Raw genomic sequence first — 12,791 nt, 5'->3', positions numbered from 1 at the left:
CCTTAATCAATAAGTTTTAACCCTTTTTTGCATAACCTACCAACCATAAAGGCGAGCCTGTCTAAGGTTTCGTCTCCGGGGGAACCCCCAAGACCGCGCTGCCTCCCCAAGACCGCGCTGCATCGCTCCTAAACTCCGAAACTTAGTCATAGCTTACTTTTAGGTGCGACCCGTGGCGAATTTAATTCGCCGAACGCGCCCCGCGTCTCCTACGGAGAACGGAAAGCGCACCTTTGACTTCTGACTTCGAACCTTTCTGACTTGCGCGTAGCGCTATAAAAGGTAAAGTTTTCACATTTGAGCTTTCACATTTGAGCTTTCACATTTCACATGACAGCTTTCTTCTTTAATTCTTCACATTTGATCCTTCATGATTTGGCTCAAATGCTGTCAGTGATACTATCAAAGTTAAATGCCTTGACCCGAACTCCTGGAACTACGATGTTACCGTAGCGCTGTACTTTGCTTAGGCCATCGACTTCTTTCAACATTTGAGGCAGGCTTTGGTTAAAGCGCAGGTTTTTAATCGGGTAGGCAATCTGACCGTCTTCAATCCAGAATGTGCCATCACGGGTCATCCCTGTGACTTCTAGGGTTTTGGGATTGACATAGCGCACATACCAAGCACGATTTACCAAAATACCTCGCTCTGTCTGGGCAATCAGGTCAGCTAGACTTTGGCTAGAACCGGACATGACAATGGGAAACAATAGTCCAGTTGGATCTTTGCCTTTCTGAGCTGCCCAATAGCGGCTATAGTAAAGGATTTGGGGAATACCGTCCTTAATCACCTCGGTGTAGCGATTACTCAATCCATCCCGAAAGCAAGTGCCTAATTGGAGTAGGGGATGAGCAGGGTCGCGTTGTACCTGCACTATAGGGCTAAACATTGGCTGACCCAAGCGGTTACCAGTGGGCTTACCGGTTTGATCACTATGGGACATAAAGGAGCGTCCTTCATCCGCTGCCCGAGCATCCATATTCCAGATTACCCAAGACAGCAATTCCGCAAAGGCAGCACCATCAAATATAACTGGGTAGGTACCTGGATTCACCTTACGGGGGTGACGTGAGGCTTTAGCTCGTTCAATTAGAGCTGTTATCGATGACTTGTCTAAAATCGGTAACTGCTCTATGGCAAAGGCGGTGCTTTGACTCCAACTCGAACCATCGTCTATACGGGCTGTAACGCTACAATCTGCCTCTGTACCTTGGTCTAACGCTCGTAACCCTTGGGAGTTGCCCACAACTCGTAAAAAGGCTTGAGTACTAAGCTTACCAGACCCTTCGACTCCTGCCTGAGCAGTTAAGGTACATACTCCCTTGACCATTTCTCCCCGTTCCAAGGGGGAAAGGTTAGCTGTGGCTTGATCGAAGGCTGGGGTGCGTTGCTCATAATCCTGGGCTTCTAGTAGGGGTACCCATTCCGGATCTTCTGGGGCAATGCGAGCCAGTTGTTCAGAACGTTGGATAGTTTGGGCAATTGCCTCTGGGTCTAGTTCTGTTGTGGTAGCAGAGGCACAACGCTTACCGAAATAACTGGTAATGGTCAGTTGGCAGCGTTGGCGGCTGATATTCTGGGTAATCTGATTTTCCGAGAAGCGGCTCAGAAATTCGTCACCAAGGCTGAGACTGACGAATACCCCTTCTGCTTGGGATTGGGCAATGACTGAATCGACTAGGGATAGGGTTTGATCTTTGCGATCGCATATCGGAGCAGCAGCTAGGGTCATTTCCTGTGGGGATGGGCTTGATAAGCAGCTAATTATTCTAGTAAAAAAATATTATCCTGTAGTATACCAAAAATGTCTCAGCTTATAGGAAAAGGGTGAATGAGAAGGATACCTCTGCTAGCTACCACTATCATCAGTTTTGGTTTGACAAGTATTGCTCAAGCTCAAGGTCAAAAGATTCCTGAGTATAAAGGAACCAAGCAGTTGATGGAAGGTCCATACTCCAATAACCTGGATGCGGCTTCATACTTTCAAGTTGGCGTGAAACTGTACGGACGCCGGGACTTTCCTGGGGCAGAGCGCGCTTTTCGTAAAGCCCTTGAGTTTGACCCCTATATGGCCATGGGACGCTATTTGTTGGCGAATACCTATTTGCAGCAGGGTAAGAACCAGCTGGCATTGGAACAATACCAAATTGCTATTGCCCTTGACCCAACGTTGTCACAAGCTTATTACAACTTAGGCATTGCTTTTTACAAGGAAGGGGCACCCGATAGTGCGATCGCTGCTTATCGACAGGCGTTGTCTTTCAATCCCGAATCAGCCGATATTTACTATAACTTAGGGTTAGCTCTGGAATCTCAGGGTAATCAAGAAGAGGCGATCGAACACTACCAAGCCACCATTCGCCTAGACCCAGATTATGGCAAAGCTTACTATAACATGGGACTGATTTTAGTCGAGCAAGACCAGATTGGACCAGCAACTACTGCACTCAGACAAGCAGTTCGCACTCAACCTAAATTGGTGAAAGCACACTACCAGTTGGGACTATTACTGGTGGAGCAAGGGGAAAAGTCAGCGGCAGAGGAATCCTTTAGGGAAGCAGTTAAGGTTGACCCGAAGTTGGCCCCGGCTCAGTATCAATTAGCGGTAATTTTGTTTGAGAAAGGAGAGTTGGCGGAAGCGATTACTCGGTTTCGCTTGGTGACGGAACTGGAACCGGAAAATGTGGATGCTTACCGACAGCTAGGGGCAGCACTGACAGCGAATGGTGAGTACGCCGAAGCAGTTACCACACTCAAATTAGCTGTGCAACTGGATCCTTACCACGCCTTGACCCACTACAACCTTGGTGTTGCTCTACAACAGCAAGAACAGTATGAGGAAGCCATGGCTGAATATCAGCAAGCTCTTAGCCTGTCTCCGGCATTAGCAGAAGGTCATTACAACTTGGGTGTAGTCTTAGAAAAGTCTCAACAGCGAGAGGAAGCTCTCTCTTCTTTGGTCAAAGCTAGAGAGTTATTCGCCTTTGCAGGTAATGAGGAGAAGGTGACAGAGGTTGATGAGTACATCAAGCAGCTAGAAGCACAAGAAAAGTTGGTTGATACTCAAGAAACTCCTGAGGTAGACTCTCCTGAAATTCCACAGATGAAGTCTCCTGAGATTCTGGAGGTAGAATCCCAAGAAACTCCTAAGGTAGATTCCACTGAAACTGAACAGATGGAACCGGAAAAGTCTGAACCAGAAAGAGGGATTCCTAAGCTTTAGATGGGTAAGCGGTCAATATCGGCGTTGGAGCCAATGATAACCATAAGCATATCTTTGTACAGCAGTTGATTAGGGTCAGGGTTAATCTCAAATTCAGCATCTCCCTTGATAGCCAGGACAGTCAAGCCATAGCGCTTGCGCAATTCCAGTTCCATAATGCTTTTGCCATCAAATTTTTCTGGCACTCTGACCTCGACAATACTGTGCTTAGAGTCTAGGTCAAACCATTCCAAGATGGATGGTTTGGTGAGGGAGCGTGCTAAAGCACAACCTGCGTCATTCTCAGGAAAAACTACATGATCGGCTCCTACCCGTTTTAACAGCTTGCCATGAACTTCTGAGGAAGCTTTGGCAATGACGTAAGGAACTCCTGCTTCTTTTAAGTTGAGGGTGGTGATAATGCTTTCTTGTACATAGTTACCGATGGCAATAATTACTGTATCAAATTCTAAAATCCCGGCTTCTTTCAATGCTGAGGGTTCTTTTGAATCGAGCTGCACAGCATGGGAAGCTATTTTATTGGTTAACACTTGGGAAACTAGTTTTTCATCAATATCAGTACCCAGAACCTCATAGCCAAGTTGGTAGAGTGTGGAACAGACGGCTCGACCAAAACGCCCTAATCCAATAACGGCAAACTGTTTATTTTCTTTGGGTAGGTTACGCAAGAATGTTAAAAATGATAGATTCACGATGCCTCCTGTGACTTGCTTAGTGTATCCCTTGTAGTTTTAGTAATTTTTTACGTCTTACTTGTTTATTCTTAAGTATTAATTGCCATTTGCCATTGGCAAGCAAGTAGACCTTTTCCCTAGGATTATCCCACAAGTAAGTTTTCTTCTGGATACTGAACTGCGCTGGGACGGGGTTCTCCTAGTAGGGATGCCATGAGCAACAAAACTCCAACCCTGCCAATGTACATTGTTCCAATTAAAACTAGCTTTGCCCAGGTAGAAACGTCTGGGGTAATCCCTGTGGAAAGACCGACAGTAGCAAAGGCTGAGACGACTTCAAATAAAATCTGAATAAAATCCAGGGTTGGCTCAGCTAGTGAAATTAAAAGTGTTGATATAATTACTGTAGCGCATGACCCTACTAAGACTCCAATCGCTTTTAGAATTAGTTCAATTGGTACCTGACGCTTATATAGATAAACGTCTTCTTTTCCTTGTAAAATTGCTTGGGTAGAACTAACTAAAACTCTTACTGTTGTAGTCTTGATGCCACCACCTGTTCCCCCGGGACTGGCTCCAAAAAACATCATGGTAATGGTAATAAATAAACCTGCTGTGGTCATTTTACCAAGATCAATGGTGTTAAACCCTGCGGTTCTGGTGGTCACTGACTGAAACCAGGCTTTGATAAATTTGTCTGATAATGTTGAAGCTCCTAGAGTGTTATCATTATTAAACTCAATGAATAAAAATGCTATTGTTCCCACTATTAACAAAAAGATAGTGGTGCTAGTGACTACTTTAAAATTCAGGGAAAATTCCAGAGACTGACGTCGTCGGAGAATGCGATCGCGCAACCAAAGATAGAACTCAAAAATTACCTGTTGACCAATGCCACCGCAGATAATTAGAGCTGTGATCACTAGATTGAGGAGAAGAGATGACTGATAACTTGTCAAACTGTCTGGGAAAAGACTAAATCCGGCATTATTCCAAGCACTCACACTATGAAAAATGGCTAACCAGAATCCCTGGTATAATCCATAATCGGGAACAAACACTAGTAAAAGTAGAAAAATGCCTGTGATTTCAAAAATTATTGCTGTGGCAATGATGGAACGAATTAATGCTGCACTGTCTTGTAAACCTTGTCGATCTAAAGCTTGTTGAATGGCGATTTTCTGCTTCAATTTGAACTTGCGCCCTAGTATTAAAATGAGAAATGTGGTGGTGGTCATATAGCCCAAACCACCAATTTGAAAGAGGGCAAGCACAATCAACTGTCCCCAGAAGGAAAAATAGGAGCCAGTATCGACAACCACTAGACCAGTAACACAAACAGCAGAGGTTGAGGTGAATAGTGCCACCATCGGGTGAGTCCATGTGCCCTCACTAGCAGCAAATGGCATCATTAGCAAAATAGTTCCGATGGCAATTACGGAAAGGAATCCAAGGCAAATGGTTCGGGGAATAGTCATTGGTCATTGGTCATTGGTCATTGGTCATTTGTCTTTGTCATTGTTTATTTGTGATTTGCCATCTGTCAAGACCCTTTTCCCTTAGTAGCGGGTCACAGCCTTCTCCCGTCGAATTGGGTATGGTTTATGGAAGTGAGAACCGCTATAGTTGGTGATACGGAACGATGCTACTGGACATAATATGACATTGAGTCTTGAAAAATTGAGTCTTGAAAAACAGATTCAGGAATTTTATGATGCCTCTTCTGGCTTGTGGGAAGCAGTTTGGGGTGAACATATGCACCATGGCTATTATGGCTGGGCGGGTACTGAGAAGAAAAACCGACATCAGGCACAAATTGACTTGATTGAGGAATTGCTCTGTTGGGCTGAAGTGGAGCAAGCTAGTACTATTCTGGATGTCGGTTGTGGGATTGGTGGGAGTTCACTTTATTTAGCGCAACAGTTTGAAGCAAATGTTACTGGAATTACCTTAAGTCCAGTTCAAGCATCACGAGGGACTGAACGAGCGCAAGTGGCTGGGTTGGCAACACGGGTTCAGTTTCAGGTTGCTAATGCTTTGGATATGCCTTTTGCTGATGAAACCTTTGATTTTGTCTGGTCGATGGAGAGTGGAGAACATATGCCGGATAAGCAACAGTTTCTTCAAGAATGTTATCGGGTGCTGAAACCTGGGGGAAGGTTTTTAATGGCAACTTGGTGTCATCGTCCGATAACCTTGGCGACGGGACAATTGACAACAGATGAACAGCAGCATTTGGCTGAGATTTATCGGGTTTATTGTTTGCCTTATGTGATTTCTTTGCAGGAGTATGAGGAAATTGCTGGCAATTTGAATTTCCAAACTATTCGGACGGCGGATTGGTCAGATGCGGTTGAACCGTTTTGGGATATTGTGATTGATTCTGCTTTTGAGCCGAAAGCGCTTTTAGGGTTGCTCAATAGTAATTGGAAAATTGTGGAAGCGGCACTGTCGATGGGGTTGATGAGTCGAGGGTATCGCCGGGGCTTGATTCGTTATGGGTTGTTGTCTGGAACCAAGTGAAGGGAGCAGGTCAAAGTTGTAGAACATATGAACTATAGCAATCCGATCTGATTCGTGAAATATAGTGGCCGAATCGCTATAACCCTTGCCCAGCAAGGATTTCCTATTTTGCTGATTGAAAAAATGATTTAGTAGGATTGCTATAGGTACTATCAGAGCAAGCTAAAACCGATGAGGGGGCTATAGTTTTAGTCCAAATTTTCTGCATAAGTGACATGCTCCTATAGCTAACTGTATTTTGTAGCTTTAAATTTTAACTAGGGGTAAGTCATGAACCACTTTACTATAGTGATGGAGTTTTTGGGCGATCGCGAAAGATTCCTGAAGGAGGTTGACCAAGGGATTAGGATTGATATCAAAATTATCTCTTTATTAATTGCCAGCTCGGCATTTTTTGGGATTTATGGTGCAATTATCGGCTCGTTTAGTAGCCCTCTCCAGATTATCTCTTCAGCTATCAAATTACCGGCGCTATACTTGTTAACGCTGTTGATTTGTTTACCGACTTTATATTTTTATGAGATTAGCTCAGGCTCTAAACGTAGTTTTGGGCAGTACCTAGCTTTGCTTTTGGCGGCGACATCTGTGATTAGTGTGATGCTATTTGGCTTTGCTCCTATCACTCTCTTTTTCCGTCTCTCGATTGATGATTATACATTTTTTCAGCTCTTAAATATAGTAATATTTGGCATCACTGGGTTAATTGGTGTCAATGTGTTTTACCAATGCATGGGATTGATCACTGAGCAAGAAGCTGAAGAAAACAAATCTCGCACTAGACTTCTTAAAGCTTGGTTAGTGCTGTATGGATTTGTTGGGAGCCAATTGGGATGGACCCTCAGACCATTTTTCGGAGATCCTGGGGAACCTTTTGCCGTATTTCGCGAGCTAGAGAGTAATTTTTATCTGCATTTGTTGGAGTTAATTGGTAAAGTGCTGGGTTGGGGTTAAGGCTTACTATTGATTTGTTGATTGGTTATGGGTTGTTGTATGGTAAGCATTCAGCCGTCAGCCGTCAGCCGTCAGCCGTCAGCCTTGGCCACGCTACGCCAATGGCCACGCTACGCCAATGGCTCACGCTACTTGAGGTGCAGACTTAACTCAGATTAAATGAATGGTTTGTTTTATTCAAAAGCTGTTTCCTTAGCATGGCACAGGCTTCGATACTGGGACGTAACGGATAAGCTGATAGCTGATAGCTGATAGCTTACGTTGTATGGGAGCAAGTGAGGATTGTAACGGAAATCATTTGCTGATCCCTTGAGTTATCAAAATCAGTTGTATATGACCCAAATCTCCAAATCTGATCATTCCCATGGGGTCATCCCATGTTAATTAGCAGTTTATTTTGCGGACAGGATCTAAAATCCGGTGAAGTAATTATATAATAGTGAACTAGTTACCAATGGCAATTTGGCATGGGAAATGGTAAATCCATGGATTATTGTAGTAAACACTAGTGCTAGTAAAAACTAGTGCTATATTACTAGTTTTTATCCTAGATGGCTGAGAATCTTAGGTGGCTGTATCTTGTAGCTTGAAATTTTAATTAGGAGTAGGTCATGAACCACTTTACGATAGTGATGGAGTTTTTGCGCAATCGCCAAAGATTCCTGAAGGAGGTTGACCAAGGAATTAGGATTGATATCAAGATTATCTCTTTATTAATTGCTAGCTCGGCGTTTTTTGGGATTTATGGTGGAATTATCGGCTCGTTTAGTAACCCCCTCCAGATTATCTCTTCAGCTATCAAACTCCCGGCACTATACCTATTAACGTTGTTGATTTGTTTACCGACTTTATATTTTTATGAGATTAGCTCAGGCTCTAAACGTAGTTTTGGGCAGTACCTAGCTTTGCTTTTGGCGGCGACATCTGTGATTAGTGTGATGCTATTTGGCTTTGCTCCTATCACTCTCTTTTTCCGTCTCTCGATTGATGATTATACATTTTTTCAGCTCTTAAATATAGTAATATTTGGCATCACTGGGTTAATTGGTGTCAATGTGTTTTACCAATGCATGGGATTGATCACTGAGCAAGAAGCTGAAGAAAACAAATCTCGCACTAGACTTCTTAAAGCTTGGTTAGTGCTGTATGGATTTGTTGGGAGCCAATTGGGATGGACCCTCAGACCATTTTTCGGAGATCCTGGGGAACCTTTTGCCGTATTTCGCGAGCTAGAGAGTAATTTTTATCTGCATTTGTTGGAGTTAATTGGTAAAGTGCTGGGTTGGGGTTAAGGCTTACTATTGATTTGTTGATTGGTTATGGGTTGTTGTATGGTAAGCATTCAGCCGTCAGCCGTCAGCCGTCAGCCGTCAGCCTTGGCCACGCTACGCCAATGGCCACGCTACGCCAATGGCTCACGCTACTTGAGGTGCAGACTTAACTCAGATTAAATGAATGGTTTGTTTTATTCAAAAGCTGTTTCCTTAGCATGGCACAGGCTTCGATACTGGGACGTAACGGATAAGCTGATAGCTGATAGCTGATAGCTTACGTTGTATGGGAGCAAGTGAGGATTGTAACGGAAATCATTTGCTGATCCCTTGAGTTATCAAAATCAGTTGTATATGACCCAAATCTCCAAATCTGATCATTCCCATGGGGTCATCCCATGTTAATTAGCAGTTTATTTTGCGGACAGGATCTAAAATCCGGTGAAGTAATTATATAATAGTGAACTAGTTACCAATGGCAATTTGGCATGGGAAATGGTAAATCCATGGATTATTGTAGTAAACACTAGTGCTAGTAAAAACTAGTGCTATATTACTAGTTTTTATCCTAGATGGCTGAGAATCTTAGGTGGCTGTATCTTGTAGCTTGAAATTTTAATTAGGAGTAGGTCATGAACCACTTTACTATAGTGATGGAGTTTTTGGGCGATCGCCAAAGATTCCTGAAAGAGGTTGACCAAGGGATTAGGATTGATATCAAGATTATCTCTTTATTGATTGCTAGCTCGGCATTTTTTGGGATTTATGGTGCAATTATCGGCTCGTTTAGTGGCCCCCTCCAAATTATCTCTTCAGCTATCAAACTCCCAGCCCTATACCTCTTAACGCTGTTGATTTGTTTACCGACTTTATATTTTTATGAGATTAGCTCAGGCTCTAAACGTAGTTTTGGGCAGTACCTAGCTTTGCTCTTGGCGGCGACATCTGTGATTAGTGTGATGCTATTTGGCTTTGCTCCTATCACTCTTTTTTTCCGTCTCTCGATTAATGATTATAAATTTTTTATGCTCTTAAATATAGTAATATTTGGCATCACTGGGTTAATTGGTGTCAATGTGTTTTACCAATGTATGCAATTTATCACTGAGCAAGAAGCTGAAGAAAAAAAATCTCCCACAAGGATTATTAAACCTTGGTTAGTGCTGTATGGATTTGTTGGGAGCCAATTGGGATGGACCCTCAGACCATTTTTTGGAGCTCCTGGAGAACCTTTTGCCCTATTTCGCGAGCTAGAGAGTAATTTTTATATGCAACTGTTGAAGTTAATTAGTACAATGCTGGGTTGGGGTTAAGGCTTACTATGGATTTGCTGTTTTGAAGCCACACTTGTGGCAGCTATAGCGCTGCGCGCAGCGCTATTTCTTATATCGATAACGGATGGGATTGCTTGGGTGGAAGTAAGAGTAATTGATTTATTCGCGGTGTGGTTTTAACTACTGGTGGGTGATTGGGATTGGTTCAAGATATCAGAAAATGGTGTAACAGGAGCGAGATGATATGTCATCAAATTTAGGTAATTTACAGATTACGTCAGAAGATATCAGAAACCTGGTAGATCTGAATTTTGCTAAGCTTGTGGCTATTGATTTTTGTCGGGGGTTTATCTTTAAGAAGCCTAAGCATATGTTATCGGTTCTGTTAACTGAGATATTTATATTGGGTCTGAGTTTAATTTTATTTTTGCCTCCAATCCTGATTTTTATGAAAAATTCTGGCAATTTGTCTGAAGACCAGGCTGAACTGGGCTATTTATTTACTATATTGGTGGGATTGTTTGTGTTAGGGATAGTGATTGGGAATGTATATCTTTATAAACAAGGAAAGCGAATTAAGTCTTTGGTTAGGTTAATGGATCAGGTTGATAACTATAATGGTGTGATTAAAGCCATTGAGTTAGCGGAACGCATAGAGGCTATTGAGGGTTCAAGTAAGGAGTTTAAACAATCTGAAAGCCGGAGAAAAGTTATTGAATCTCTAGCTATTACTAAACAAAGTTTAGTGAATGCTTTAAAAGTAGAAAATTTAATCAGAAGTCATAATAATTTAATTGACAGTCGTCAGGTATTGTTAAGCAATCTTGACGATAATTTGGCTACTTTGATGGCTTTTGATCTGAGTGATGAAACTGGTGAGTATGGTCGCTTACTTAATCAGTCTCTTCAGATTGGGATGAGTGTACATAAGGAGGTGATAAATTTACGAGGTAAGCGGTAGTTAGTTGTTCGCGATCGCGTGGCCGAAAGGCCAAGGTTGTCTGTCAGAATGCAGAATTAAGAATGCAGAAGGCAGAATGTAGAATGTAGAATGTAGAATGTAGAATGTAGAATGTAGAATGTAGAATGTAGAATGTAGAATGTAGAATGTAGAATGCAGAATTACAAATTCTTAATTCTTAATTCTTAATTCTTAATTCTTAATTCTTAATTCTTAATTCTTAATTCTTAATTCAAAAATAAGGTAAGCTGATACCTAATCCCTATTAGATAACCATTTTTCTTTGATGCGTTGGATTTGTGCTTGAAAGAGGGCTGCTTTTTCGGGATTGACCATGGCGATGAAGTTGGCATAGCCTTGAATGGCTGCGATTACATTACTGGAGTTTCCCCAGTGTTTGCTATCTGGACCGTCTTTTTCGATTTGATAGAGGGTGGCACGGAAGCGTTTTAATTGTTTTCTAGAAATATTGAGATGGTCGTTGACTACAATTCCTGTTACTTCTTGCTGCTGGGATTTCCGTAGGATTCGGGTCTTTTGTTGATTGATAGTAAACCCTTCGTGAGCTACTACGGAGCTGGTGCGTTTTAGGAGTTTACCGATAAAGCGGAGGCTATTACCGGAGGCGGAAAAGGTGAGATCATCGGCATAGCGGGTGTAAATAAAGCCTAAGTCTGTGGCTAGTTTGGTTAGTCGGTGGTCTAAACGACGGCACAATATGTTGGTAATGGCTGGTGAAGCGGGGGAGCCTTGGGGGAGGTGGCGATCGCTTGTGGCTACGTAGTAGGTTTTGCTATCTAGTTCGACTTCTTCGATGTCCGCTTCTGTACAGAGTAATCCAAATACTGTTGCTGCTGCTTCTGAATAACCGAATGACCGGAAAAGTCCTTTGACTCGTGGGTAGGAAATGGATGGGAAGAAGTTTTTGAGGTCAATGTTGATAATGACATCAGCACCAACATGAGGCTGGGCGTTGGTTACTATGGAGCGATCGCGTCGAAAGCCGTGAGCTGCATTGTCTAGTTCTAGTTTTTCTAGTATGTTGCTGAGAATCCAGTGTTGTGCTTGTTTTAGTTTTGGTTTGGGTGCGGAAATTAATCGCTCTCCACCGGTTTTTTTGGGAATCTTGAAACGAATGTAGTGAGATATGGTAGCGGTTTTGCGATTAAATGCGAGAAACCGTAGCTGTCCTAGGGTAATCCCCATGGCTTGAGCAATTTGTTGGGGTGTGCTAAGCAGGGGTAATTTATAGGTTTCTAATCGTATGCGATCGCTTTCGGTATGGTTTAGACCTGGGGATACTTGCTCACCGAGATAGAGTATTTCCTGTTCCTGGCGTATAGCCCACGCTTCGGCACGTTCGAGCCGTTGTTGTTCCCGTCGTTGTTTGGTTTCCTGACGCTTAAGCCTAGACTGGGCTAACCGTTCTTTTAGCAACCGCTTACGCAGTGCTTGTTCGTTTTGTAGTTTCTTACTTTCTTGGCGCAGTTGGGCTAGTTCTCGCTGGAGTTCTCCCCGCCGTCGAATTTCATCAGCTGGATCTTCTGGCATCTCACCTTGTGCTGGCCAAAATCCGTAGCGAATCATTTCTTCGAGGACGAATTCTTCTTTACCTATTTGGCGGATGCGATCGTAGAGTTCCTGACGGGTACGGGGTTGGTCTGACATGGGAACTATTTTTTAGTTTTTAGGTTGGTTGTTCGCGTAGCGTGGCCGTTCGCGTAGCGTGGCCAAAAGGCCAAAAGGCCAAGGTTGTTTGTTATAGCGCTATGGGCAGGGAATAGGGAACAGCGGATCACCGGAACAAAGAAGAGGCAAGAGGCAAGAGGCAAGAGATAAAAAATCCTCTGTACCTGATTAGGCTATAAACCGCTATACATTTTTTCCCATTGTCTTGATGAAGTCGCTGATGG

13 protein-coding genes are annotated in these 12,791 nt (G+C 43.0%); 8 read left to right on the top strand and 5 right to left on the bottom strand.

Translation table 11 applies throughout. From position 1 onward, the window contains the following. Positions 1-380: 380 nt before the first annotated feature. Positions 381-1,733 (bottom strand): TldD/PmbA family protein, encoded by a 1,353-nt coding sequence (locus tag F6K37_RS18615; RefSeq protein WP_008183128.1) that lies wholly within the window; start codon positions 1,731-1,733, stop codon positions 381-383. A 99-nt stretch (positions 1,734-1,832) separates the two neighbouring features. On the opposite strand from F6K37_RS18615, the gene F6K37_RS18610 reads away from it, so the two are divergent. Continuing rightward, complete coding sequence (locus F6K37_RS18610) at positions 1,833-3,224, top strand: tetratricopeptide repeat protein (RefSeq protein ID WP_008183130.1); 1,392 nt, start codon at positions 1,833-1,835, stop codon at positions 3,222-3,224. Here F6K37_RS18610 and F6K37_RS18605 read toward each other — a convergent pair. Next, positions 3,221-3,916 carry a potassium channel family protein gene (locus tag F6K37_RS18605; RefSeq protein ID WP_044492856.1) on the bottom strand — a complete coding sequence of 232 codons (696 nt, stop codon included), beginning with the start codon at positions 3,914-3,916 and terminating at the stop codon, positions 3,221-3,223. The genes F6K37_RS18610 and F6K37_RS18605 overlap by 4 nt on opposite strands. Before the next feature lie 125 nt (positions 3,917-4,041). Next, the gene (locus F6K37_RS18600; RefSeq protein ID WP_008183134.1) at positions 4,042-5,376 is read right to left on the bottom strand and encodes a TrkH family potassium uptake protein; all 1,335 of its coding nucleotides are present in this window, start codon (positions 5,374-5,376) and stop codon (positions 4,042-4,044) included. Positions 5,377-5,563: 187 nt separating this feature from the next. Here F6K37_RS18600 and F6K37_RS18595 point away from each other — a divergent pair, with 187 nt between their 5' ends. The 7 genes from F6K37_RS18595 (at position 5,564) to F6K37_RS18565 (ending at position 10,878) form a co-directional block, all read left to right on the top strand. Beyond that, entirely contained in the window at positions 5,564-6,421 is an 858-nt protein-coding gene (locus F6K37_RS18595; protein ID WP_502887755.1) for a methyltransferase domain-containing protein, read from the top strand. Positions 6,422-6,691: 270 nt separating this feature from the next. Beyond that, the gene (locus F6K37_RS18590; protein ID WP_008184809.1) at positions 6,692-7,372 is read left to right on the top strand and encodes a hypothetical protein; all 681 of its coding nucleotides are present in this window, start codon (positions 6,692-6,694) and stop codon (positions 7,370-7,372) included. Then, on the top strand, positions 7,363-7,521 hold the full coding sequence (locus tag F6K37_RS18585) for a hypothetical protein (RefSeq protein ID WP_158026359.1): 159 nt from the start codon (positions 7,363-7,365) through the stop codon (positions 7,519-7,521). Before F6K37_RS18590 ends, F6K37_RS18585 begins: the two co-directional genes overlap by 10 nt. Before the next feature lie 462 nt (positions 7,522-7,983). Next, complete coding sequence (locus tag F6K37_RS18580) at positions 7,984-8,664, top strand: actin-binding WH2 domain-containing protein (protein WP_287251525.1); 681 nt, start codon at positions 7,984-7,986, stop codon at positions 8,662-8,664. After that, on the top strand, positions 8,655-8,813 hold the full coding sequence (locus F6K37_RS18575; RefSeq protein WP_158026359.1) for a hypothetical protein: 159 nt from the start codon (positions 8,655-8,657) through the stop codon (positions 8,811-8,813). Before F6K37_RS18580 ends, F6K37_RS18575 begins: the two co-directional genes overlap by 10 nt. Positions 8,814-9,275: 462 nt before the next feature. Next, on the top strand, positions 9,276-9,956 hold the full coding sequence (locus tag F6K37_RS18570; RefSeq protein ID WP_271970067.1) for an actin-binding WH2 domain-containing protein: 681 nt from the start codon (positions 9,276-9,278) through the stop codon (positions 9,954-9,956). Positions 9,957-10,161: 205 nt separating this feature from the next. Further along, entirely contained in the window at positions 10,162-10,878 is a 717-nt protein-coding gene (locus F6K37_RS18565) for a hypothetical protein (protein ID WP_287251522.1), read from the top strand. 255 nt (positions 10,879-11,133) lie between these two features. Here F6K37_RS18565 and F6K37_RS18560 read toward each other — a convergent pair whose 3' ends face one another. Together F6K37_RS18560 and F6K37_RS18555 are read right to left on the bottom strand one after the other, a co-directional pair. Beyond that, positions 11,134-12,546 (bottom strand): reverse transcriptase family protein, encoded by a 1,413-nt coding sequence (locus tag F6K37_RS18560; protein WP_287251520.1) that lies wholly within the window; start codon positions 12,544-12,546, stop codon positions 11,134-11,136. A gap of 5 nt (positions 12,547-12,551) precedes the next feature. Next, the gene (locus F6K37_RS18555; RefSeq protein WP_154659803.1) at positions 12,552-12,710 is read right to left on the bottom strand and encodes a hypothetical protein; all 159 of its coding nucleotides are present in this window, start codon (positions 12,708-12,710) and stop codon (positions 12,552-12,554) included. Positions 12,711-12,791: the final 81 nt, after the last annotated feature.

It is taken from the genome of Moorena sp. SIO4E2, from assembly GCF_010671945.1.
In the GTDB taxonomy this organism is placed as follows: Bacteria; Cyanobacteriota; Cyanobacteriia; order Cyanobacteriales; family Coleofasciculaceae; genus Moorena; species Moorena producens.
Note: the sequence above shows the minus strand (reverse complement) of the source record. Positions and strands in the feature narration are given on the sequence as shown.

Bases quoted from the DNA above. Each gene is read 5' to 3' on its own strand.
- F6K37_RS18615 (WP_008183128.1), bottom strand. From the start codon at position 1,733: ATGACCCTAGCTGCTGCTCCGATATGCGATCGCAAAGATCAAACCCTA.
- F6K37_RS18610 (WP_008183130.1), top strand. From the start codon at position 1,833: ATGAGAAGGATACCTCTGCTAGCTACCACTATCATCAGTTTTGGTTTG.
- F6K37_RS18600 (WP_008183134.1), bottom strand. From the start codon at position 5,376: ATGACTATTCCCCGAACCATTTGCCTTGGATTCCTTTCCGTAATTGCC.
- F6K37_RS18590 (WP_008184809.1), top strand. From the start codon at position 6,692: ATGAACCACTTTACTATAGTGATGGAGTTTTTGGGCGATCGCGAAAGA.
- F6K37_RS18580 (WP_287251525.1), top strand. From the start codon at position 7,984: ATGAACCACTTTACGATAGTGATGGAGTTTTTGCGCAATCGCCAAAGA.
- F6K37_RS18570 (WP_271970067.1), top strand. From the start codon at position 9,276: ATGAACCACTTTACTATAGTGATGGAGTTTTTGGGCGATCGCCAAAGA.
- F6K37_RS18565 (WP_287251522.1), top strand. From the start codon at position 10,162: ATGTCATCAAATTTAGGTAATTTACAGATTACGTCAGAAGATATCAGA.
- F6K37_RS18560 (WP_287251520.1), bottom strand. From the start codon at position 12,546: ATGTCAGACCAACCCCGTACCCGTCAGGAACTCTACGATCGCATCCGC.